Source organism: Rhizobium leguminosarum (assembly GCF_001679785.1).
Taxonomy (GTDB): domain Bacteria; phylum Pseudomonadota; class Alphaproteobacteria; order Rhizobiales; family Rhizobiaceae; genus Rhizobium; species Rhizobium leguminosarum_R.
The window spans coordinates 215589-239129 of sequence record NZ_CP016290.1; the positions used below are offsets into that span (position 1 = coordinate 215589).

Annotated in this window: 20 protein-coding genes; 10 read left to right on the forward strand and 10 right to left on the reverse strand. The window is 60.0% G+C overall.

Annotated elements, in window-relative coordinates:
- Window positions 1-10: 10 nt before the first annotated feature.
- Complete coding sequence (locus tag BA011_RS35515; RefSeq protein ID WP_065282351.1) at window positions 11-1126, forward strand: IS630 family transposase; 1116 nt, start codon at window positions 11-13, stop codon at window positions 1124-1126.
- Here BA011_RS35515 and BA011_RS35520 read toward each other — a convergent pair.
- Both BA011_RS35520 and BA011_RS35525 read right to left on the reverse strand, forming a co-directional pair.
- Complete coding sequence (locus BA011_RS35520; protein WP_237352854.1) at window positions 1105-4446, reverse strand: ATP-binding protein; 3342 nt, start codon at window positions 4444-4446, stop codon at window positions 1105-1107. The two genes, BA011_RS35515 and BA011_RS35520, sit on opposite strands and share 22 nt — an antisense overlap.
- A 175-nt stretch (window positions 4447-4621) precedes the next feature.
- Window positions 4622-5725 carry an RHE_PE00001 family protein gene (locus BA011_RS35525; protein ID WP_065284285.1) on the reverse strand — a complete coding sequence of 368 codons (1104 nt, stop codon included), beginning with the start codon at window positions 5723-5725 and terminating at the stop codon, window positions 4622-4624.
- A 121-nt stretch (window positions 5726-5846) separates the two neighbouring features.
- On the opposite strand from BA011_RS35525, the gene BA011_RS35530 reads away from it, so the two are divergent.
- Genes BA011_RS35530 through BA011_RS35540 form a run of 3 tightly spaced genes read left to right on the forward strand, consistent with a single transcriptional unit; the run spans window position 5847 to window position 9429 of the window.
- A complete protein-coding gene (locus BA011_RS35530) occupies window positions 5847-7493 on the forward strand; it encodes a Mu transposase C-terminal domain-containing protein (protein WP_065283527.1) in 1647 nt (548 codons plus the stop codon).
- 5 nt (window positions 7494-7498) lie between these two features.
- Entirely contained in the window at window positions 7499-8377 is an 879-nt protein-coding gene (locus BA011_RS35535) for a TniB family NTP-binding protein (RefSeq protein ID WP_065283526.1), read from the forward strand.
- On the forward strand, window positions 8374-9429 hold the full coding sequence (locus BA011_RS35540) for a TniQ family protein (RefSeq protein ID WP_065282911.1): 1056 nt from the start codon (window positions 8374-8376) through the stop codon (window positions 9427-9429). Before BA011_RS35535 ends, BA011_RS35540 begins: the two co-directional genes overlap by 4 nt.
- A 4-nt stretch (window positions 9430-9433) precedes the next feature.
- On the opposite strand, the gene scpB is transcribed toward BA011_RS35540, so the two are convergent.
- Window positions 9434-10129: an SMC-Scp complex subunit ScpB gene (gene scpB, locus BA011_RS35545; protein ID WP_065282910.1), complete on the reverse strand. Its 696-nt coding sequence runs from the start codon at window positions 10127-10129 to the stop codon at window positions 9434-9436.
- 2 nt (window positions 10130-10131) lie between these two features.
- Complete coding sequence (locus BA011_RS35550) at window positions 10132-11085, reverse strand: DUF1403 family protein (RefSeq protein ID WP_065282909.1); 954 nt, start codon at window positions 11083-11085, stop codon at window positions 10132-10134.
- A 124-nt stretch (window positions 11086-11209) separates the two neighbouring features.
- Here BA011_RS35550 and BA011_RS35555 point away from each other — a divergent pair, with 124 nt between their 5' ends.
- Together BA011_RS35555 and BA011_RS35560 are read left to right on the forward strand one after the other, a co-directional pair.
- The gene (locus BA011_RS35555) at window positions 11210-12388 is read left to right on the forward strand and encodes a site-specific integrase (protein WP_065282908.1); all 1179 of its coding nucleotides are present in this window, start codon (window positions 11210-11212) and stop codon (window positions 12386-12388) included.
- A gap of 358 nt (window positions 12389-12746) precedes the next feature.
- Complete coding sequence (locus tag BA011_RS35560) at window positions 12747-13895, forward strand: site-specific integrase (protein ID WP_065284286.1); 1149 nt, start codon at window positions 12747-12749, stop codon at window positions 13893-13895.
- A 631-nt stretch (window positions 13896-14526) separates the two neighbouring features.
- Here BA011_RS35560 and BA011_RS35565 read toward each other — a convergent pair.
- The 6 genes from BA011_RS35565 to repA all read right to left on the reverse strand — a co-directional run bounded on the left by BA011_RS35565 (window position 14527) and on the right by repA (window position 20878).
- Window positions 14527-15513 (reverse strand): IS110 family transposase, encoded by a 987-nt coding sequence (locus tag BA011_RS35565; RefSeq protein WP_065280768.1) that lies wholly within the window; start codon window positions 15511-15513, stop codon window positions 14527-14529.
- A gap of 371 nt (window positions 15514-15884) precedes the next feature.
- The gene (locus BA011_RS35570; RefSeq protein ID WP_027511051.1) at window positions 15885-16091 is read right to left on the reverse strand and encodes a cold-shock protein; all 207 of its coding nucleotides are present in this window, start codon (window positions 16089-16091) and stop codon (window positions 15885-15887) included.
- A 157-nt stretch (window positions 16092-16248) separates the two neighbouring features.
- The gene (locus BA011_RS35575; protein ID WP_065284287.1) at window positions 16249-16983 is read right to left on the reverse strand and encodes an NYN domain-containing protein; all 735 of its coding nucleotides are present in this window, start codon (window positions 16981-16983) and stop codon (window positions 16249-16251) included.
- 232 nt (window positions 16984-17215) lie between these two features.
- Complete coding sequence (gene repC, locus BA011_RS35580) at window positions 17216-18430, reverse strand: plasmid replication protein RepC (protein WP_065284288.1); 1215 nt, start codon at window positions 18428-18430, stop codon at window positions 17216-17218.
- A gap of 190 nt (window positions 18431-18620) precedes the next feature.
- Window positions 18621-19658 carry a plasmid partitioning protein RepB gene (gene repB / locus BA011_RS35585; protein WP_065284289.1) on the reverse strand — a complete coding sequence of 346 codons (1038 nt, stop codon included), beginning with the start codon at window positions 19656-19658 and terminating at the stop codon, window positions 18621-18623.
- A complete protein-coding gene (repA, locus tag BA011_RS35590) occupies window positions 19655-20878 on the reverse strand; it encodes a plasmid partitioning protein RepA (RefSeq protein WP_065284460.1) in 1224 nt (407 codons plus the stop codon). The genes repB and repA overlap by 4 nt, the downstream gene beginning before the upstream one ends.
- Window positions 20879-21254: 376 nt before the next feature.
- Between repA and BA011_RS35595 the strand changes: the two genes are divergently transcribed.
- From BA011_RS35595 to BA011_RS35610, 4 genes are read left to right on the forward strand one after another with little or no spacing between them, the layout of a single operon-like run.
- Entirely contained in the window at window positions 21255-21893 is a 639-nt protein-coding gene (locus BA011_RS35595; RefSeq protein WP_065284290.1) for an acyl-homoserine-lactone synthase, read from the forward strand.
- Window positions 21890-22867 carry a P-type conjugative transfer ATPase TrbB gene (gene trbB / locus BA011_RS35600; protein ID WP_065284291.1) on the forward strand — a complete coding sequence of 326 codons (978 nt, stop codon included), beginning with the start codon at window positions 21890-21892 and terminating at the stop codon, window positions 22865-22867. Before BA011_RS35595 ends, trbB begins: the two co-directional genes overlap by 4 nt.
- Complete coding sequence (locus BA011_RS35605) at window positions 22857-23240, forward strand: TrbC/VirB2 family protein (protein WP_065284292.1); 384 nt, start codon at window positions 22857-22859, stop codon at window positions 23238-23240. The genes trbB and BA011_RS35605 overlap by 11 nt, the downstream gene beginning before the upstream one ends.
- Entirely contained in the window at window positions 23233-23532 is a 300-nt protein-coding gene (locus BA011_RS35610) for a conjugal transfer protein TrbD (RefSeq protein ID WP_065284293.1), read from the forward strand. The genes BA011_RS35605 and BA011_RS35610 overlap by 8 nt, the downstream gene beginning before the upstream one ends.
- The last annotated feature ends 9 nt before the right edge of the window (window positions 23533-23541 follow it).

Genomic DNA, 23541 nt, shown 5'->3' on the forward strand with positions numbered 1-23541 from the left:
GGAGGTGTCGATGAATATAAAGTTTCACATAGAGCTTAGCCAATCGGAACGTGACCAACTGGCCGCTTTGTTGAGCGGGGGGTGCCACAGGTCGCGCAAGATCAAGCGCGCCCAGATCCTGGTCGCAGCGAACGAAGGCTTCAGCGACGAGGTGATCGCGGCAACCTTGAACGTCAGCGGATCGACGATTTACCGGACCAAACGCCGGTTTGTGGAAGCCAATCTGGAAGGGGCGCTCAGCGAAGAACCGCGCCCGGGTGTTGAGCGCAAGCTATCGAGCAAGGAGGAGGCGCTGTTGGTAGCGACCGCCTGCTCAAAGCCGCCGCCCGGGCGAGCCCGCTGGACCCTGGAGCTTCTGGCAGATGAGATGGTCCGGCTCACCGATCATGACCAGTTGTCCTCGGAGACCGTGCGTCGCCGGCTGGCTGAGAACCATCTCAAGCCTTGGCGCAAAGACATGTGGTGCATCCCAAAGATCGATGGGGAATACGTCGCGCGCATGGAGGATGTTCTCGACCTCTACGCAGAAACGCCTGATCCACAAAGGCCCGTGGTCTGCTTCGACGAGAGCCCGACCCAACTCATCGGCGAAGTGCGCGAGCCCATTGCGGCCAAGCCTGGCCAGCTTGAACGCTACGATTGCGAGTATCGCCGAAACGGCACGGTCAATCTGTTTGTCTTCATGGACGCCCACCGGCCCTGGCGCAGGGTGAAGGTCACCGATCGGCGAACCAACCAAGACTTCGCCGAGTGCATGCGCGAACTGGTCGACGTCGATTATCCCGACGCGCCGATCATCCGCGTGGTGATGGACAACCTCTCCACTCATTCCGCCGGGGCGCTTTACGACGCATTTCCCGCCCCGCAAGCTCGAAGGGTGCTGAAGCGACTGGAGTTCCACCACACGCCCAAGCACGCCAGTTGGCTCAACATGGTCGAGATCGAGATCGGTGTCCTGCGTAGCCAATGCCTCGACCGTCGTATCGACAACAAAGACACCATAATCGCCGAAGTCGCAGCCTGGGAGCAGCAACGCAACGCCCACGGCGCAAAGATCCAATGGATGTTCACAACCGAAAATGCCCGCAAAAAGCTCCGTAAAGCTTACCCCGTCAAAGAGTCATAATCTCTGTGGCGTGGTACTAGCCCCAGCGTCGGCGCGCGAAGCGTGAAAAGCGAAATTGCACCGAGGGAGGCAAAATCAAATTTTTCCTTCGCATCGTCAATGGTGGAGCGCGCGGCCCCGCTCTCGTGAGCCGCAAGCCGCCCGATAACTGATACTGGCTTGACCAGAAACGGAACGACGTTCGGCCCGGCTGGGGCTTTCGTAGCCTCTGCCACGGCTTGATCCGGCGGTAGACGGCCCATGAAACGGGCATAAGCAAGCCAGCAAGCATCAATCGCCGCAAAGACGTCCTCGTAGCCTTGGCGGACGACATCTGCATCCACGGGTGTGAGCTGATCTGCCTTGCCATGGTGTGCCTTATTGATCGCATCTCGAAATGGCGCGCCTGCCTTCAACTGAGGAAACTCAAGCAGCTTTCGGAACGGCTCCTCGTTGAATGGACGTTCGCCTCGGTTTCGCGCATTTGCGATCTTGTTGAGGAGATCGTTCAGTGTCGGGTCCCTCAGAACCGCTGGATCGGACGCGAGCAAATCCCACAGTTTAATCTCGATGCGGACACGGACTGGGTGAACGAATGCACGGGCAAGCGAGACATCATTGATGTCGGTCTTCTGCCAGTGCTCGCACCGCAGCCGGGCTTCATCCGCGACTGGCGCGAGGCTCACGGTGCATTTCGACGTCGAAACGGCAGAAAACTCCCACACGTCTGTGCGCCGACCAGGGGCGGAGGTCGAATGCGCTGAGACGAAAGCCTCAATCGCAGGGATGAAACCAAAATCATTGCTCAAGATCAGCGGGTTCATTTCCGCCGCGATAAGGTGTGGGACGGTTGCCGCCAAATTGGCAACGTTCCCCGGATCGAGCAGATCCTGCGGATCGTCCATCAAGATGGTGGAAATCCCCCCGGATCGTGCCCAAACCTGCTGCCACAGTGCCAGTACGAATGCCGATAGGTAAGCTCTCAAAGCCGAGGCATTCATCACGTGGTGTGCTTCCACCAAATGCTTGCCCTGCGCCGCTAGAAACGTAAATCCGTCGCTCTTAGCCGGATCCAACCCAGCATATGCGGGCGCCTGGAGAAACTGTGCCTTGTACATTCGCTGCGACCAGGCCGTAGCCTGTGAATCAAGGCTGAGAATAAGGCCGGAGACCTGATCGTGCACAAGGGAAGGAAAGCGCTTGAACGGCTCAACAGCCTTGGCCGCTCGATCAAGCCTTTCGATGCGATCACACGCTGCCTTCCACGACCGGCATGTCAACTTGAACTGGCTAAGTTGATGGCGAACACGAACAAAAACGGTCGCCGCTTCCAGGTAAGTATTGAGGACGCTGAGCTGTCCCGTGACAGAGCGAGCGTTGGCGAGGATCCCGCTCTCTGGCGCCTCAGAACGTATTACACCGGTTACCGCCGATTTTGCGAAATCGGCGTTCTGAGCGCGATATCTGGCGAGGCTGATCGCGCGCCGGACGTTCTTGATTGCGTTTCGCAGGCCCTCGTTATCAGGAATTTCTGGCGGTATCGTCGCGCCCGGTAGTGGTGCGCGCTCGGGCGCGTCCTTCCAGGCGAGACTGCACAGCTCGGCGACGCTTGGCGCCATTTTGCGAAGGACGACCGGGAAATCTGGCTGCTCGAATACCTCTTTGGATAGGGCCATTCTGTAGACGGTCGCCAGATCATCCGGGACTTTGTCGGACACAAAAGGCTGCAACCCAATAGGCAACATGCCACGGAGCGCACGCATCGCGTCCCGCTCCCACTCGGATGCCGTTTTAATAAGGGCGGCGTCCGCTTTCCTGGCCTGTTCCAAAGCGTCCGCGACCGACTGATCGAGCAGCGCGTCCCGGGGGATCGCTCCAGGTTGGGTGAGATCCCGTTCGCACACCGGGCAGGCCGAAAAGGCGTGCCCAGGATGCACGCTCTCGTGCCATTTGGCGACGAGGCCATAAAGGCGTAACCTATCCGAACGGTCGGCGTCGGATAGACGTTCCACAAGCTTCTTAGCTTCGGCCTCGACATCTTCCAGTACAGCTACACCCGCATCGAGATCTGCATCTTGAAGTTCACTGAGTTTCGCCACGAGCTGGATTGATGGCAAACCTCGCAAGGCGGCTCCGCCGAAGCAGCTCCGAGCGATAGTCAAGGCGTCTCCAAACCGCTTGACCTCCTGATCCGATGTCAGAGCCGGCAAAACGCCCAAGATCAACTTCGCCTCTTTCGCCGTCGTCTCCTCGACCGCCTTCATTCTATTTTCGGCATCTTCGAGCCCAGTTGCCCACGCATCGGGATCGCTTTGATCAGGCAGGACGACGCAATCAAGGTTCGGCAGGTCGGGGCTATCCTTTAGAAGGTCAGCCAGGGTCTGCTTCTGGTCTCCTGCCGCCTTCTCGTTGGCCTCTTTTTCCTGCTTCGCGGCTTTAGGATATTTCTCGGTCAATCGGTCGTGCAGGCGCCCACTACGCGCGCCAAAATGCGCCAAAGGCCGCAAGCCGGTCAGCGTAGAGACGGCCTGCGACAAAGTTGTCTTGTCATCAAATCGTGTGGCAGCCGCAATCCCAGGCATGAGGGTCCCGACTTGAAGAGCCAGGTCTGAGAGACTCAAGTTTTCCAAACCGATCGCGACCGTCTTAAACGCTTTTTTTCCGTCGCGCTGGAGTTGTCGTTCGACGACGACTTCCCTCCCATCGATCAGCGATCGAAATGATAGGCGAACCCAAGTGTCAACCTTCGGCACACCGTCAACCGCGACCAATTCCTGCTCCGTCGGAATCGGCACGATCGTCGGTATATCGAAGCCATTTGTCGGCACCTCCTCGCCGTCGCTTGCGATCTGCACCGCAATGCATTCATGCAACGGCGCCGGCAGTCCCTGCGAGCGATGCCCATATCCCGTAAGGCACCAGCAGACAGCACTCACCAGTGAGGTCTTACCCGCCCCGTTGAAGCCGCGAAACAAGGTAGCCGGTGCTGAAAGCTCGAGCTCAAAAGTCTTTGGGTCGACGCCCCCGTCCGCGCAATGACGATGCAGCCCTCGAAAGCGATGTGCCTCGATCTTTACAAGTTGCCATTTCTGAGTATTTGCCGCCACGCTGGATGAAGCAACCGCGGATTTCGGCACGTTGTCGAGCGCCGCCAGAACTCGGTCCACTTCACCGTCCTGGATGGACGTGTCCTTGTCCGGATTCCAATATGCCTTACGGTCTTGATTGTAGAAGGCCAGAATCGCGCGGCTATCGATCAATGGAAGCGAGAATTCGTCTGCACCGGATACATGCAGAACCTCTCCTGCGATCAGGTGTGACAGCACTTCATCGAGCGTCATATCTGCTATGCTACGCGCCATCTTCACCCACCGAAGTCGTCTGTCAGATCATTACACATCCCAATGTCATGGATACACGTTTCTGTTGTAGTTTTCACCTTGGGATTTTGCGCGTTCCCCACCCCCCAATGAAGTGGAATTCTGACCCGATTCTATGCATAGATAGCAGGGCGTATTAGAGCACGCCCCACGCCCGAAACCTGCCCCTCCCCGTCATCTCCCTGAGCCCGAGCTCGCCGACGATCCGTATCGCCGCTTGCGGCGTCACGCCGACCGCCTTGGCCACCATACCGGTGGAAACAAGCGGCCGCGACATCACCAGCTCAATCAGCTCCGGCAGCTTTGACGTTTGGCGCCGGCCGGTCAGCCGGCGCTCCATCGACTGCCGGGCAAGGGTCAGCCGGCCGTGCTCCTTGAGGCCAAGCTCGGCCCCGGCGATGAGGCTGGCGATAAGCGCTAGCAACCGGGTTTCGCGATCGCGATTTCGGCGGCGATCGACCGGTATGGTTTTCAGGCCGAGATTGAAGGCGGCCATATGCGCTCCGGTGGTCACGCCGGCCTGACGCATCAATGATGCTGCCAGCAGCCGGCCGAGCCAGGGCGCATGCTGCAGAACCTCCAAAGAATTCCAGGCGTCGAGGGCGAGGATCGCCTGCAGCACCGGTGGGAAGCCGTCGAGTTCGCGCAGGACCGCCCGCCATTCTCCGAGCCGTTCGTCCTCGTCCCAATCGAGATCATAGACGAACGGATCCTTTTCGCGGGAACCGACGCGGTTCGGCGACTTTGCGTTTTCGATCGCGGCCTCTGATCGGGCCAGCACCGCATCGATGGCGGCAAACTCGGCGTCGAGTGGGTTGATGGCATCAGCGGCATCCTCCCCCTCCCCTTCCCCGACCGCAGCGAGATCCGGCTCCGGCCCTTCGGCTTCAACGGCGCTTTCCGAGGCTGACGCGCCGGCGGCCGCTGCAGGCCACGCCTGCCCGCGAAGGCTGCGGAGACCGTCGGCGCTGAGCGCCCAGCCCGGCGGCTGCGATGCGATCCGTCGGCGGGTTTTCAGGACGTCGCGGGCGATGGTGAGTTCATGGGTGGGCGCGCGGATATCGGCGCCGGCGTCATGCAGCACCAGATCTTCGAGATGCACGAGTTCGCCGTCGATCCATAGCGAGGCGCAGGCGTCGGCAAAATGCGATCGTTCGATCCAGCCGGCGCCGACGGGCGAACGAGCGATCCGCTCGTCAAGACGGGTCAATGCCGATGCCGGCTCCAGCAAGGCAGTCATGCTGATTTTCGCGAGTGTGGCTTTTAGTTTGCAATTTCAATCGGCCAAATGTCATGCGCTTGTTAAGCTTAGGCGGCAAAAATAGGGCAGGTTTTCGCTAACGATTTCGATGGGGCTGAGCATGCCAAAGCCATTTCAAGATCGTGGACCAGGCCATGACTCTTCTGATGTCCAATGGCTTACTGCACGCCGGACCGCTCGCGAGCTGGACCGTATTTTGGAAGCGGGCGGATCGCGAAAGGACGCTATAGCTCGAGCGGCAGCCGAACTCCGGCTGACATCGCGACAAGTCTATAACCTCCTGGCCCGTTATCGCGCAGAGCGGAAAGTAACTGCACTGCTGCCTCGCACTGGCTCCGATCGGCGCAAACGACTGCCGGAAGCGGTCGAAGAAGTCATCAGCGCGACGCTGCGCGAGCAGTGGCTTACGCTCGAGGCGCCGCCTCTCGCACCTGTCGTCGCCGAGATCCGCGCTCGATGTGAGGAAGCCGGCCATCCATTGCCGTCCTATGTATCAGTCGCACGGCGTATCCCGTCGTTGTTCTCGGTTGAAGAGATTGCGAAGAAGCGCTCGGCCAACCCGAAGCACGTGCTGCGGCTCAAGCCGCGACCGGGCTATATCCATGCACCAAACCCGCTCGACGTCTGCCAGATCGACCATACGCCGACCGACATAAATTTCGTGGAGGTTGTCGACGGGGCCGGAGTTTTCGTCGGCCGCCCGTACCTCACAATCGTCACCGATGTAGCGACACGTGCCATTCTTGGTTTCTGTCTCACCCTGGAAAAGCCGTCAGTCCTGTCCGTCGCGCTTTGTCTCGCGCAGGCGATATGCCGGAAAGATACGTGGCTCGCCACGCGCAATCTCAACTATGCCTGGCCAATGTTCGGTCGGCCGAAGCTGCTCGTTACCGACTCGGCCAAGGAGTTCAAGGGACACGCCTTCCAACGCGGCTGCGACGATTACGGCATCCGTATCCGCTATCGCGATCGTGGCCGGGTCCATCAAGGGGGCGTTGTCGAGCGACTGCTGGGCAAACTCAACGGAGTTCTTGGCACATATCCCGGCTCCTCAGGCCGCTCGGTGGCCGATCGCGACGAATACCCGTCAGAACGACGCGCTTGCCTGAGTTTCGCCGATCTGGAGCGCTGCGTAGCGCTGGCAATCATCGATCACAACCTCCAGGAAAATCCCAAGACGCTGAAGGTGCCGATTATCGAATGGCAGCGCGACAATATGGCCCTGCCTGATTGCAACGATGAGCCGCAGCAGGTGCTGTTGTCGTTTTTGCCCGGGACCGAACGGCAATTGTCGGCCCAAGGGATCAGCATGTTCGCCTTGCACTATTATTCGCCATGGCTCGGTTCCCTCGTTCCAGAGCGAGATCGGCTTGGAAAGTTGGAGGTGCGATACGATCCCCGTGACATCAGCCATGTCTACGTCCGTGACCCGGAAACCCGATTGTTTCGCCCGGTCGAGCGACGTGACGGCCACTTCGTGCCGCTGACCCTGTGGGAACATGATGCGGAGCGCGGGCGCCGACGCGCGATCAACCTGCGCTCGAGCGTCGACAAGGTGGCGTTTCGTCGTGAGATCGCAGCCATCGCCGCTGCTGCAAAGCCTTCTAAACGCGAGCTGCGCGATGCGGTGCGCAGAGCACATGCTGCCGCAGCACAGAAACCTTACGCTGCCACCGAGGCGCAAGCACCGGATCACAAAGCACATCCAATGCGACAGAAGAACCGGCTACCCGTGGAAGACTGGTGACCGGCATGTCGGATCATCTATTTGACCATGTCCGACCTCTTCTCGATCGTAGCAATGAGGAACGGGTCGCCTATGTTCGTGCGCCGCGGTGGATTGGGCACCAGGTTGCAAAGGACAGCCATCAGCGCCTGGCCGAGCTGCTGTCACGACCTGCGTCATTGCGAACCCAGGGACTGATGCTGGTCGGCCCCTATGCAAATGGCAAGACGATGATCGCAGAGCGGTTTGCCGTCGAACACCTTCGGACATCGCCTGAGCAAAGGATATGGATAGTCCAGACACGCGAAGGGGCCGGACTCGGCCACTTCTATGCCAGCATTCTCCAAGGCCTCCGCGCGCCTGGCGGCGAGATGTGGGACGTCGGCCGGAAGGCCGAGCAGTTGGATCATTTGCTGGCGAACCTCAAACCGAGGGTGCTGATTTTCGACGAATTTCACAATGCGCTGCGGGGCCGCCCCCGCGATGTAGAGGCGGTCTTTGCTTTCTTGCGGCGGATCGGCCGGCAATACGACATCTCACCAGTTTTGATCGGTGAGGTGGCCATCTACGATTTCGTCAACGCCACCAGCGAGATGGCGAGCCGGTTCGACCTGATGGCGGTCCCTCGGTGGCAATACGACGAAAGCTATCTCATGCTTCTCGACAGTCTCGAAGCGGCCTTGCCCATAGCCAAAGCCTCCGACCTGTCGAACGAACCGTTGGCGCGCCGGATATTCAGTCTGTCAGAAGGGTTGATCGGCGAGGTCGTCACCATCGTCACAAAGGCAGCCGTCCTGGCAATCAGATCCGGCGTGGAACGCATCACCAAGGCTGGTATAGAAGAACTGCGTCACATGCCGATCTCGCATCGGCGCAATGCCGCGCTACGCGAAAGCCTTGTATGACGGCGATCGACGGCCAGGCGCCGGTCATCAGCATTCGCGAGCGATATCGAGATATCGTTTCGGAGCGATGGCCGATAATCACCACACCACAGCCGGACGAGTTGCTGTCGAGCTGGCTTCACAGGCTTGCCTATTCCAATGGCGTGCCCGCGCGCGCTTTCGCCCGGGTGCTGGGGCTCAATTCGGGAATGTGGTCAGCCGCATTGGATCTCAGGCTCCCGATCGATGTGGCGAACCAGCTTCAAACATACGCCGGTGTTTCGCTCCATCAGCTGACTACAATGACACTGTCACACACTCTGCCGAATCAACTCTTGCTACCGCTTCGCAACAGCCGGCGGCGGGATCGTTCGACCTGGCTTCAGTTCTGCTCGCAATGCCTCGCCGACGACGCACATCCGTATTTTCGGCGGCGATGGCGGTTGGCAACCCGTGTTGCATGCGACACGCATGGCAGCAGATTGCGTGACCGATGCCCTTCCTGCCGCAGCCACGTTGCCGCCTTTGACCAGAGCGAGCTCGTGCCGCAACATTATTGTGCCCTGTGTGGTTACGACTTGCGCCGCGCATCGGCCATCGACCTATGCCCGGTGGCGAGAAGACTAGACCGGTGCATTGATGAACTCTGCAGCTATGGATCGACCAGCAGTTCGTCCGCAGGCGGCGTGCTCATTCGGCGTCTTCTGAACATACCTCGGCCTGCCGGAATTTATCCACGGACGATCCTGACTGGCCTATCCGCATCAGCGCGCACACGCTGCTTCGAACGCCTTGTCGGTCACCCAGGCGACGAGGGTATCGAAGAGCAGGATGCCCTGGCCGGTGCTGAGGCCCGATTCGTGCTTCCGCCGGATGGTGGCCCTGGTGTGCTGATCGGACAGTTTGCGGAAGCGCTCGCCTGTAAGTTAGGTCGGCCTCCCGCGGCGGACATTGACCGACCAATGATCGATCTTTCGGGTGTGCTCAGCGCCTATGAACAGATGCGTAATATCTCAACTATGGCCGACCAGCGCGCAAGACGCTCAGTTCCAGCCGGTCGCTGCCAGTGCTAAAAGCTCACTCGTCTTCCGACGCCTCATTCTCAAGATCAGTTGCCGCGGCTTGCTGCAATACCTGCCGGCTGAGCAGCCCCGCATCCTCCAGCGCCTCGATGTTCGGGAGGTCGCGCAATGTCTCCATGCCGAAGGCCGATAGAAAATGTCGGGTCGTGACGTAGGTATAGGGTGCGCCGGGCGTCGGACTGCGTGGTCCAGAGGCGAGGAAGCCAGCACTACGGAGCGCGGCGATCGTATCGCGACTGACTTCCTTGCCGAAGATCTTTGAAAGCTCGCCACGGGTGACTGGCTGATAATATCCCACCGCCATCAGCACCATCGCCTCGAACTCCGACAGCGCCGCCGCCCCGCTCCTTGTCGGCGCCGACGAAGATCGTATCGCGTCCGCGTAACGCGAACGCGTTCGATGCTGCCAGCCGCCGGCGACCGATACGAGCTCATAGGGCCGGGAACTGAGTTCCTCGCTCAGATCGTCGATCAGCAGGTCAATACTGCAATCCTTGCCGATCACCCGCGCCAGCGTCTCGCGGCTGACCGGCTCGGCGGAAGCAAAGATCACCGCCTCGACGCGCAGCATCCATTCCCGCCAGCGCAGTTCGGCCGGCAGGTCTTCGAGTTCGCGGTCGAACAAGACCTCCTGCTGTCGATCTTTCGCCTGACGCCGGCCGCTGGTTTTCGCTGCGCTCGTTGCACCCATCATCACAACCCAAAAATCCGGAACGATGACCGGCCGGACTGTTCGCGCACCGCGTCGAAACTCTCGAGCCGCTCGAACAGCCGCGTGGCCGCCCAGCGCGACAGGTTGCTGCCGGGCGCCGAGGCTGGCACTGCATCCTCGTTCAACAGCCTGCGGATCACCGATCCGGCACCCTTGGTGCGCAGCTTCGGCGCGACAGCCAGCAGCCGGCTGGCCCGCCGATCGATATCGGCAGCAGAGCGAAGCGCCGCCTCGACACCCTCGACCAACGCCAGGCAGACCGCGCGCGGATAAGCCGGATCGCCTGGTCGCACACGCCCGCGTCCGCCGTTCGTACGGAAGGCGGCGCCGTAGCGCTCGGACAGCAGCAGCGGCACGGGTCTTGGCCATTTCAGCTTTTGGGAGAGCACGACATCGGCCAGGCCCAGGGCAAGCACCTCGGCATCCGGGCGAACGGCAAAGATCGCCGTTATCAGGTCCGCCACTGCGAAAGGTGCTGCTCGCCCGGACTGGATCGCAGAATCGACCGTATCCAGGATCGAGGCAAGACCATCGTCCCAACGCAGGTCCATTAAATCGGCGAGCTCCTTGACGAAGGGCGACCCCGGCGTGCCGGATCGGCGGGTCAGCGATCGTGTGGCCAGAAACAGCTTTCCGGCCGGCCCCGGATCGTCCCCGGGTGCCGTCAGCAAAAGCGCGTCACGGAGCGCGCCTTCTTCTTCGTTGCGGCCAAGCATTCTGGCAGCGATCGCGGCGGACTTCAGGGCGAGGCGATCACGCCAGCAGCCGAGCCACTGAGGGTCGGCGCGGATCAGATCGTCAAGGGATTTCAGAGCGATACCGGCGGCAAAGGCCGCGTCGGCCTCGTTCGTTTCGTGGCCGCGCGGCAGTGCCCAGGTTGGCCGGGCCTGCGACCAGATCGGGGCAGGTGGTGGGGCTGATGCGGGCGAATCCATGCACGAGAGCATAAATCAAGTGCGCAGTTTTGGCCAGCAACATTGTATCAAACCGCACGTGCCGTCGATCATATAAAACGAACGATAAACTTCCATTATCGTTCATTTCTGTCATTATAAGGAAATGAGCCAAATCATCGAGCAAAACAGCGAAAATCATGGCGAGGCGAGCTCTGCTCCGTCTCTCGGCACGCCGGTTCCGGACGATATTTCCGCGTCGCAGCCGTCGGCCGGCATCCCGATGCACAACGCCACCCTCCCCTCCCCTCTTCCGGAAGCAAGCACTGCCTTGCCCGCCCACCTGGAGCAGCTTGCCGATCGAGCGCGCGGTTATGTCGAGGCCTCCAGTTCCGCCAACACCCGCAAGGCCTATGCCTCGGACTGGAAGCATTTTTCCGGATGGTGCCGCCGGCAAGGGCTGGAGATCCTGCCACCCAACCCGCACACCGTCGGCCTCTACATCACCGCCTGCGCCGGTGGCAGTGACGCGGTCACCGCCTCGGGTGCGGCAATCGCCGGCCGCAAGCCGAATTCGGTGACGACGATCGAACGGCGGCTGTCTGCCATCACCTGGAACTATGCCCAACGTGGCACGCCGCTCGACCGCAGGGACCGCCATATCGCGACGGTTCTTGCCGGCATTCGCAACACCCATGCTGCCCCTCCCCGGCAGAAGGAAGCGGTGCTGCCCGAACACCTGATCGCCATGCTGGAGACGCTTCCCCGCGGTACCTTGCGAGGCCTTCGCGACCGCGCCATGCTGCTGATCGGCTTTGCCGGTGGGCTGCGGCGCTCCGAGATTGTCGGGCTCGACGTCGGCCGTGACCAGACGAAGGACAGCCGCGGCTGGGTCGAGATCCTCGACAAGGGCATGGTGGTCACGGTCCGGGGAAAACGAGGTTGGCGCGAAGTGGAAATCGGCCGTGGTTCGTCGGACGCGACCTGCCCTGTCGTTGCGCTGCGGACCTGGCTGAACCTTGCAAGGATCGCGCACGGCCCGCTCTTCCGGCGGGTCACCGGTCAAGGCAAGGATGTCGGATCGGACCGGTTGCTCGATCAGGAAGTGGCACGGCTCGTCAAGAAGGTGGCATTGGCTGCGGGCGTGCGCCCCGACCTCACCGAGGCAGAGCGCGCGGAAAAGTTTTCTGGCCACTCACTGCGCGCCGGCTTGGCCTCTTCGGCCGAGGTCGATGAGCGCTACGTGCAGAACCAGCTCGGGCACGCGTCCGCCGAGATGACCCGAAAATATCAGCGGCGGCGGGACCGGTTTCGGGTGAACCTCACCAAGGCGTCCGGGCTTTGACTCCCTCCCCTGCCCCGATGATGAAATCGTTAGGTCAAAATCGTGGGCTGGATTTTTAGCTTAGCGCTTCAATTGAAATCGGGAAGTAAAAGCCACAGCTGGCGTCGAAAGCCGGTCGCATCAGGGCTGTCATGCTGATTTTCGCGAGATCATAAGTCATTGAAATTATGGTAAATGATTTGCTAAAAGAACTCTATTACAATATTGCGGTTCCTCACATGGTATGATTGCTGGTTGGCGTTCTAACCATCGATAAGTACTGGTTATCGATGGTAGATTGATTTGGCGCCGCAAATCAGCAAGGATCGCAGCAAAGCAGGGCCGACACGGCCGCCGAAACCTGCCATTTGGAGGGTCCGTGGCCAAACCCAAGACATCACTGACCGCCGTCGAGCGGCGCGCCGAAGAGCTCGACACCATCGCCGCCGTACTGCCGATCGAGCGCCGCGACGAACTCGCCGAACTGCTGACCGACCAGGATGTCGAGACGCTGCGCCATCTCGTCAACCAGGGCATGGGCGACAACACACTGCGGGCGCTGACCTCCGATCTGACCTATCTCGAAGCCTGGGGATTGGCGGCGACCGGACGATCCCTCCCCTGGCCGGCGCCGGAAGCCCTGCTACTCAAATTCGTCGCCCATCATCTCTGGGACCCGCAACACCGCGAGACCGATCAGGATCATGGCATGCCGGCCGAGGTCGACGAAAACCTCCGGAGCCAGGGTTTTCTCAAATCTCTCGGTCCGCACGCGCCCGCCACGGTGCGCCGCCGACTGGCGAACTGGTCGACGTTGACGAAGTGGCGCGGTTTTGACGGCGCCTTCGCCTCCCCTGCCCTCAAGTCAGCCATTCGGCTGGCGATCCGAGCCGCGCCAAGACAACGTCTTCGCAAGAGCGCCAAGGCCGTCACCGGGGACGTGCTGGCAAAACTGCTGGCGACCTGCGCGAGCGACAGTCTGCGCGATCTGCGTGACCGGGCGATCCTGATGGTCGCGTTTGCCTCCGGTGGCCGGAGGCGCAGCGAGATCGCCGGGCTGCGCCGCGAGCAGTTAACCGTCGAGCCGCCAATAACACTTGAGAATGGCCCTCCCCTCCCCTCTCTCGCCATCCATCTTGGTCGGACGAAAACCACGACCGGCGAACAGGACGACATCGTCTATCTGACCGGCCGACCCGTCGAGGCGCTGAATACCTGGATGACAGCGGCGAAGATCGACAAAGGGAGCGTGTTTCGGGGGATCGGGCGCTGGGGGACGGTGTCTCGGCGGGCGCTCGATCCGCAGTCCGTCAATGCCATCCTCAAGCAGCGGGCGCAGATGGCCGGGTTGGATAGTGGGGAGTTTTCGGCGCACGGGCTACGATCTGGATATCTGACCGAGGCGGCAAACCGTGGCATCCCCCTTCCCGAGGCGATGGAGCAGTCGAGACATCGCTCGGTTCAGCAAGCCTTGAGTTATTACAACAATGCCACCCGTCGCAGCGGACGCGCTACGCGTATGCTCTGAAGGCTGCTTCCGGCTCCAGTGGTCAGAAGTGGGTTACAGCCAGGTAATTTTACTAACGCTTTCCCCGAGATGGGGCGAGCGATGAACCGAGATTAAGTTGAAGTACGTCTACGTTGCAGCGTGACCTTCACCCCTTCAGCACTCCTCGCAAAGATGGGAATTTTCGACAGCATCAGAGCAATTGCCAAGTTTGATATATCCGCGCGTCAGCCCTTCACTCCAGGGGCGCCGAATGCTTCCTTCCTGTCATAAGCTGGCGGGCGGGGGACCGTAGATTAGAAGCAAATACGTGCGGCCCCTGTACCTTCGCCCGCTTGGTGTCGGTCACGTTAATCGTCCCTTAGCGGGCGCAGATGGAGCATCACGAGGGAACCTAGTACTCGCGAAACGGGGATGCTGCTGATTTCTCTAAGCTTCTGGTCTGCATCCTCTCAGCCGCATCGAAATTAAATGCGTCGATGGCGTCCTTGGGGCCGGCCGGCCGGCTCTAAGAACAGATCCGTCAAGACAATTGGGGCGATCTCGTGGGGCCTTGATCGATAAGGATGGCAAAAATCGTAATGAGGGATGTGGCGGTCGTCCTGCTTGCGCAACAGAAAGCCCAGCAAGGGATGAGCATCTGTGTTTGGTGTCAAGGTGGATTTGGTGTCCAGATGCGGTTTTTGGTGATGAGGGTATTTGCGAGCACGATGAGCTTTCGCATGACGGCGACGAGGACGACCTTATTGGGTTTTCCGGCCTTCTTCAGTCTTTCGGCGAAGTGTGCGAGGTCCGGGTTGTGACGGGAGGCGGACAGGGCGGCCATGTAGATGGCGTTCCTGGGTGCGGGGCGTCCGCCCCTGATGGCGCGATGTCCGGCCCGCTCGCCGCTTTCGCAGGCGAGCGGCGCAAGGCCAGCCAGCATGGCGGCCTGCTTGCCGGAGCAGGCGCCAAGTTCGCAAAGGCCAGCGATCAGGCTTGCGGCGGTGACGGCTCCGATGCCGGGAATGGAGATGAGGATGTCGAGGCGGCGGCGCATCTCGGGCTCGGCGCCGATGCTCCGCTGGATTTCGGCATCCAGTCTTGCGATATGGGTGTCGAGCGCGGCAAGCCGGCGCGTCAGTTCCTTGCGCAGGAAGGCGGTCACGGCCGTCTTCATCCGGTTGGACAGGGCGGTGCGTTCACCGTTGGCCGCAGATCGGGCATTGACCAGTTCCTGCAGGGCTTCCAGGGCTTGGTCCTGCGGTGGGGTCTGTGCGGGCTTGAGGGCTTCTCCCATGATGGCCAAAAGCCGCGCATCGAGCCGATCGGTCTTGGCGAGAAAGCCGCAAGCTTTGGCAAACAGCCGGGCGCGCAGCGGATCGACGACCGACACGTAAAAGCCATCGGCATGCAGCGAGCGCTGGACGGCGCGATGCCACTTGCCGGTCGCCTCCATGACAATATGCAGCGCCGAGCGCGGCATCTGACCAAGCGCATCGAGCTCCCGCTTGAGGCGGCGCAGGCCGGCCGTGTCGTTGGCCACCCGAAAACTGCGGCCGAGAGGATGCAGATGAATGTCCAGCCACTCTTTACAGACATCGATACCGACATAAACTGTCGCTATCGCGGTGCGTTCGGACGATACCTTGCCTTGCATACGGGACCTGCTCCCCACTATCTGTTCAGGACAAACGCGAAGGACGGGCGGACCAGGCTCATCCCCGGTTCAAGCCAAGGGGGTTACGGTCCCGCCCGTCCGACCTCTGGGGATGGCCATCCCCCAGAGGTCGCACCCATCATCAATGGATGCAGTTTGAACATGCAAGGGGCGCGGGCATCCGATAGTGACTGACAGCCTGCTGTCCGTCGGACCCAAGCGGTTCGGGAGGAGGTGAACCGCTTGAACACTCTGAGGGTAATACTGCAATGCAGAACATTGAGGTCCCGCGCTTGCACCGCGCACATGGCCTGCAAAAAAGGATAGTCCGGGCGAACCCGGCCTATCCGACCATCCAACTGCAGTCAGACTCAGGCCTGCAGGTTGTCCGCAGACATCTTGCCGGACTTGCGATCCTTTACCAGCTCATAGGTAATTTTCTGGCCGTCGTTGAGGCCGCGCATGCCGGCCCGCTCCACTGCGGAAATATGGACGAACACATCGGCGCTGCCGTCGTCCGGCTGGATGAACCCGAAGCCCTTCGTTGCGTTGAACCACTTCACCGTACCGGTCGCCATGACATCTTCCTTTGATCAATCGCATTGCCGAAGCGTGCTCGTTTGACAGTATTCTTTGCGGCAGCACTGATAGACGCTTCTTGCCGCGCGGGAAAGCCCATACTCACCGTCGAGGTTTCCCGGTATTCCCTCGCTCTCTATCGCCTCGACGATGGTGCTACTTGTTGCCTCGTTGTTTCACCCGGATGCTGATCGGACCGCCCTCGGCCTGGCGAATCTCGAACAGGTTCGTCTTGCGGATAAGATCGCTGAGTTTTCGGAAGCCGAATGTACGCGGGTCGAAATCCGGCGCCAGGTTCAACAACTGCTTGCCGACGGTGCCAAGGTTGACCCAGCCGTCATCGCTATCCTCCTGGGACAGTACCTTCTTGATCAGCGGCACGGCCGATGTTGCCGGCTGCAGCGGCTTGTCGGTGGAAGCAGTATTCTGCTCGTCCTTGATCGCGCCAGGAAGCAGATTTTCGGTATAGACGAACCGCCGGCAGGCCTGGCGAAAACTTTCCGGTGTCTTCTGCTCGCCGAAGCCGAATACATCGACACCCTGCTCGCGGATCCGGGCGGCAAGCCGCGTGAAATCGCTGTCCGAGGACACTAGGCAGAAGCCGTCGAACCTCCCGCTGTGCAGCAAATCCATTGCATCGATGACCAAAGTGATATCGGAAGCATTCTTTCCCGTTGTATACGCAAATTGCTGCTGCGGGATAATCGCGTGCTTTGCGAGCACGTCCGCCCAACCCTTGGAGCGGGTGCCGGAAAAATCACCGTAGATGCGACGCACGCTCGCCTCCCCGATTTTGGCTACCTCTTCGAACAGCCCGTCGGCGATTTTAGCGGATGTATTGTCCGCATCAATCAGAACAGCGAGGCGCGGAGATCGAGTTTCAGACGGCATTGCTCTTCCTCATTTTTAAAACGGTCTCGAAGGCCAGCAGAGCACGGCTCGGACCAGGCAAGCAACTTCATTTAATTTGCCCATTCGGACCGAGCGAAAACTTGCCTTGTCGGATGATGTCAGCATCCGCCAGCCGAGTTGATCTACCCTTCCCCGCTCCAGCATCCGCCGATCGCAAAACCCTGACAGCTGTCAGGGTTTTGACCAGCCGACCAACAGCCTAGGTAATCAACTATCCCGTCCTGCGATCGCTATCGCCATTCAGCCGAAGCAGCGCCATAAGCGCCGGGCCAAGTGAAAACTCGCCACGTGCCGCCTTGCGTGTCAGGTCTCGCAGATATCCTCCCGGCGAATTGATGTGCCCAATTCGCTCAAGGATACAGGCGATCGCCGTGGCTGCATTCTCCGGCCCCATGACCTCGCAGGCCTCCTGATAGGCTGACGGGCTGACGCCCAGCATCGACCGGACGACCACCGCTGCACCCATCATCTCGCGCCAACTTCCGATCGTGCCGCCCGGCCCATATATCGCGATCTCGGGGCAGGCCCGCATCACCATACCAAGCGGAAAATTCCGGACTGGCTCCCGCTTCGGCCGATCATCGTCCACCGCCTTTGCTCCCTGCTCGTCTTCGAGGCAAGGTTCAAGTTCATTGATGGATTCGGTATTTGAATTCTGTATGTGACGCTCATTGTGGTCACCATTGGTGCTATTATTTTCGTCTTTTCGCTGCATTTCCAGGATGTTGGTGACAACCTGCAGCAAGAGCTCCATCTCGTCCAAGATTGAAGTCGCATCACTGAGCGTCGGAGAGCGCGGAATCCTGCCCACGAGACCGATGTAAATTGCTTCGATGTTTTCCCAGTTGCCTGACGCACCTTCCTCGATCGCCGCAGAAATGAGCTTTCGAACGTCACGCCGGCATATCGTCAAATTTTCCTTCGCCCGGCGGAGGGCGAAACGATCTGCAACGACCTGTTGCGCCATCATGGCAAGCTCATCTGTTCGCATGAGCAACGGTGACAGATCAAAGCCGAAAGCGCTATCGATCGCACCCGCCTTGTCCTTCCGGGGGTAGCGCTTTCCATTAGGGCTGTCCTTCCGCACGATCAGTCCTGCCTCAACGAGAAGGGCCAGATGTCTGCGAAGCGTAGCGCCGGCGATACCGTGGGCTCGCAGCGTTAATTGCGCGTTGGACGGAAAAACGATGAGCTGCGCATCCTGGCGCAATTCGTTGTCTGGATGAAAGCTCAGGAGCGCGTCAAGGACGGCCAGGCTGCGATCCTGCAGCCCAAGCAGCTCCCTTGCTTCGGATGCGTCCCGAAAGACTTTCCATTTGTCCGCTGTCTTGCCCGGCTTGATTTTACTCGTCTCGATTTGCCGCTTCACCAGGGCAAGCGTCATCGGTCGCCGCCCAAAGGGCGTCGTCACACTTCCAATCTGCATTTTCTTCACCTTCAAAAAGGCAAAAGAAACCCGCTCACCAAATTACGGTGCCAAAGACTCTTGACTGGAATTCGGGGAAATGCGATTCTCTAGTTGTCACACATTGAGAGAGGCTTCCACGACGGCAACGTTTGGGGGGCCTTTTTCTTTTGCAGTTCGTCCTTTTTTTATCTCCAAACCCTGACAGCTGTCAGGGTTTCTCGTCTTCTCGCAGGCGGACAAAGCGCTCCGTTAGCGCTGGGAGCTCCGCCTCAATAAACTTCAAAAAGTCGCCCCCGAGTGAACCCTCAGCCGAAATTCGAACCTCTTTCGAGGATATCAACAGGGCGCCAAGCTTCGTTCCGCTCATGTCTGTAATCGGGCTTGGCTCTCTCCGACCAGTCGATACTGGCTTGATGGCATTCAATGCACGCTGAAACCTTTGATCAGAGGTCTCAGCCGTCTCACCCTTCCTAACCAGGACCGCCCGCAGTGCATCGAGCGCTCCCGTGTCGCCCGCAACCGTCTTGGCAAGGTCGAGCCAACGTGGCCGCCCGATCTTCGGCGCTCGCCCAATGGCCTCGATGATATCCGCGGGAACGATCCTGTAGACATTCCGCATCCGAGCCAGTTCTGCGTCCTCGATCGAAAGCGCGGCGTAGATGTGCCGAGGCTTGATCCCCGCATCATCCATTCGGGAGGCAAACAGCGCGCGCTCGATCCAGGTGAGGTCTTGGCGACCCGCGTTTTCGATGCCTTGTGCAAGAACTAGGTCGAGGTCGGAAATCTCGACTTCGAGGGCGCGAACAGGCCTATCAAGCTGCCTAGCAGCGAGCCAGCGTCGATGACCGTAGACGATCTGATAGCGACCAGGGGACGAGGGGTGTTTGCGGACCTGGACGGGAACCTGTTGCCCCTCAGTCTCGATCGACCGTTTGAACGCCTCGAAGCTCGTTGCGTCATCGTCCGGCAGTCTGTCCGGATAAGGGGAAGGGTCGATGAGCGACGGATCCAACTCGCGAACCGAACCACCGCCCGACTCCACGATAGCCTTCAAGCGATCTCGCTCTGTTCGAATGTCGTCGATTGCTCGGTGAGCAGCACCGATCACACCTGCTCCGACACGATTTCCGGGAACCGGGGCAGGGGCCTGCGACGGCTGCTGTTGATCCGCAGCCTGATCGCTTTCCAGCTCTGCGGAAAGCAACCCGAAGCTGGCGACAATCGACTTGCGAGGGGATTTGCTCATGTCCGCCCCCAGCTCTCATTGACGAGGCGAACAATCGCCTCGTTCACAGCATCTACCGCCTCGCGGGCACGCTTGTGAGTATCGCGTCCGATCTGTCCCAATTCGAGCTCGTATACCGAGCGTTTCGCCAAGCCGGCTGCTTCAACCGCGGTGCTTTCAATGGCGGTGGGCAATAATACATCGGAGCCGAACAGGTGCCGAAGCATCGCAACGACTTGCGACTGTGGCGCGTCATTCGGGTCGTGTCGTGTAACCAGATACCGAATGAAGTCCTGGTCCAACTGAGCGCCGCTCTCGTTCAGAACACTAATCAGATCACCCATCATGAGAAGGAACTGGCTCATTGACGCGACGTCCAGCATGGCCGGGTGGACCGTGATGATCATGCTAGTCGCTGCGTATATCGCGCTCAAAGTCAGAAAGCCGAGGGACGGCGGAGTGTCGAGAATCACGATGTCGTAGTCCGCCTCGACTTCCAAAAGGGCGAGTTTCAGTCGCTCAAAGAAGATTGCGCCGGAGCTGGACTTGTTCGCCAAGATCCGTGGCGTTTCGTGCTCATACTCCATGACTTCAAGATTGCCAGGAATGAGGTCGATGCCATCGAAATATGTCCTGCGAATTATATGGCGGATGGGACGACGCTCGGCGTCATCGTAACGCAAAGCGGCATAGATCGTTTCATTCGACCCGACATCAACTTCTGGCTGAGCACCGAACAAAGCGGACAAGGATGCTTGCGGGTCCAGGTCGAGTGCGAGGACACGATACCCATGAAGGGCGAGATAGTGGGCAAGGTGGACACAGGTTGTCGTCTTCGCGCTGCCGCCCTTGAAGTTGGCTATCGCAAGAACCTGGAGGTGCTCGCCGGCACGACGACGAGGAAGGAATCGCAAGGCGTCTGCAGGTTTCTGCAGCGCGAACAATTCACGCAGTTCATTGATCTGGTCCAGCGTGTAGACGCGATGGTTATTTTCCAGCCTACTGGGAATCGGCCCACGTCCTTCGGTGGACATGAGCTTCAGGGTGGAATCGGGTATAGACGTCAGCTTCGACACTTCGTTGGTCAGAAAGGGACGCAGGGTCTTTTCCGATTTTGGCGGATACATACGAGTTCTGAGCTGCTGCAATTGCCCGGACAGAAGCCCGGCATGGCGCATGATTTTGCTGCCGGCATCTTCCTTCGAGCCAACACTTGCTTCTACTCGGTTTGCTATCGCCATCTGTCCCTCTTGGCGGCTTTTCGCCGGTTTACCGGCCATTGCCCGCTAAAAATAGAACACGATTCTCCGAACTGGTCCAGAGGTTTAGGGTTAATAAAAGGTTAACGACCGGGGACAATCTCCATAAGGCTGTTCGCATTTTTGCTTTTCCGCTCCGAGAGTTAGCCTCAAATGCCCGGCTCCCTGATCCCGGAATGTTCTCCTGTGAATCCTACAAATCCGAACAGTGTAGCAGCAAGTAGATTAGGCGGCTCTGTAGCGCCACACCCCTCATGAGCCGCGACTCACCTCGCTACGTGCATGTTGAATCCTACAACTGCCCTCCGATTCCAAACTGTGCTGATTTCCCGCCGACCAACAACGACGGAGAAAGATCATGCGGACTCTCGCGCTCTCAACACCACGGACGATCCAAGAGGCGCATCTCCTACACATCCACTATCAGCTTCGTGCTCGGGTCTTTTCCGATCGCCTGGGTTGGGAAGTCGATGTAACGGCGGGGTGCGAGTCCGATCGTTTCGACGCGCTTCGGCCGACCTATATTCTCGCCATCGCAGAGACCGGCGAATTGGCGGGGTGCGCAAGGCTTCTTCCTGCGCTCGGACCGACAATGGTGGCCGACGTTTTCCAGTCGCTGCTCCCCGACGGCCAACTCAAGGGGCATGCCGCGATGATCGAGAGTTCTCGCTTCTGTGTCGACACGGCTCTCGCGGAGGGGAGGGGCGCCGGCTCGGTCCATGAAGCGACGCTGACAATGTTCGCTGGCATCATCGAATGGTGCATGGCAAATGGCTACACTGAGATTGTTACGGTGACCGATCTTCGGTTTGAGCGCATCCTCGCCCGCGTGGGGTGCCAGCTGCATCGTTTAGGCGAACCCAAGAAGATCGGCGTGACGACAGCCGTAGCGGGCACGCTGGCCGCCAATGCGGCCACGTTCCTCAGGCTTCGCCCCTCCAACTACCGTTCTGAACTCGCCCCCTGTCAGCCAGGCAGCGTAAGGAGAAATCCGTGAACCAGCTTCGCTCTCACCTTCGGCTCGTCCGCAAACTTCAGGAAGCGCTCGGCGACCAGCTTTGTGTTGCCCTGGACGACGCGAACGTCGTCGAGATCATGCTTAATCCGGACGGAAAGTTGTTCATCGAACGGCTCGGTCACGGCGTTACGCCCGCCGGCGAGATGTCGTCGGCTGCAGCGGAGATGGTGATCGGTACAGTGGCGCACGCGCTTCAGTCAGAGGTCGACACGGAACAGCCAATCATCTCCGGCGAACTGCCAATCGGTGGCCACCGCTTCGAGGGACTGTTGCCGCCCGTTGTCATCAAGCCTGCCTTCACGATTCGTCGCCGGGCATCGCGCCTCATTCCGCTCGAAGACTATATTCGCGCCGGCGTGATGACAGAATACCAAGCCGCCACGATCCGCAGTGCCATTTCCACGAGGCTGAACATCATCATTTCCGGCGGAACGGGCTCGGGCAAGACGACGCTAGCGAACGCGGTCATCCACGAGATCGTCAAATCTGCGCCCCAGGATCGTCTCGTCATTCTTGAGGATACCGCGGAAATCCAATGCGCGGCCGAAAACGCCGTTCTCCTCCATACCAGCGATTCGATCGACATGGCGCGGCTCTTGAAGAGCACAATGCGCTTGCGCCCCGACCGGATCGTCGTTGGCGAAGTTCGCGACGGCGCGGCCCTGACGTTGCTCAAGGCCTGGAACACCGGTCACCCAGGCGGCGTGGCGACCATTCACTCGAACACCGCCATGTCAGCGCTACGTCGGCTTGAACAGCTGACCGCCGAAGCAAGCCAGCAGCCGATGCACGAGGTGATCGGAGAGGCCGTCGACTTGGTCATCTCGATCGAGCGGACGCCGCGTGGGCGGCTTGTTCGCGACATCATTCAAGTCGAGCGGTTCATCAACGGACAGTACGAGATCGAATCCGATCAGCTCACCGAAGAACAGGAGGCGCGCCATGTCGCGTAAGTATACCCTCATCGCCGCCGCCCTCGTGGCGGCGCCAATCGTTCTTGCCTCTGTCGCACCGGCGCTCGCCAGTTCCGGCGGCAGCCTCCCATGGGAAGGGCCACTGCAGCAGATTCAGGAGTCGATCACCGGCCCGGTCGCGGGTGCGATCGCGCTTGCAGCCGTGGCCATTGCCGGCGGCATGCTCATCTTCGGCGGCGAGCTCAACGATTTCGCCCGGCGCCTTGTGTACGTCGTTCTCGTCGCCGGCATTCTGCTCGGCGCCACCAACATTGTCGGCCTGTTCGGTGCGACCGGCGCTTCGATCGGACTAACCGACGAGCAGGTCACGTCAATTGGTCCGAACGGGGGAGGGGAGGGAGATGATGGCTGAGTCCGTGTCCGGCTTGCGACGCAATCGCATCCATCGTGCCCTCTCGCGCCCGAACCTTCTGATGGGCGCGGACCGCGAATTGGTGATGATCACCGGCCTTGCGGCCGTCATTCTCATCTTCGTCGTTCTCACGGTCTATTCGGCGCTCTTCGGCGTCGCCGTCTGGATCGTCATCGTCGGGGCGCTCAGGATGATGGCGAAGTCGGATCCGCTCATGCGCCAAGTCTATATCAGGCACATTTCCTACAAGCCCTACTACAAGGCAACCACGTCGCCGTGGCGCCGGTATTGAGGAGGCGGC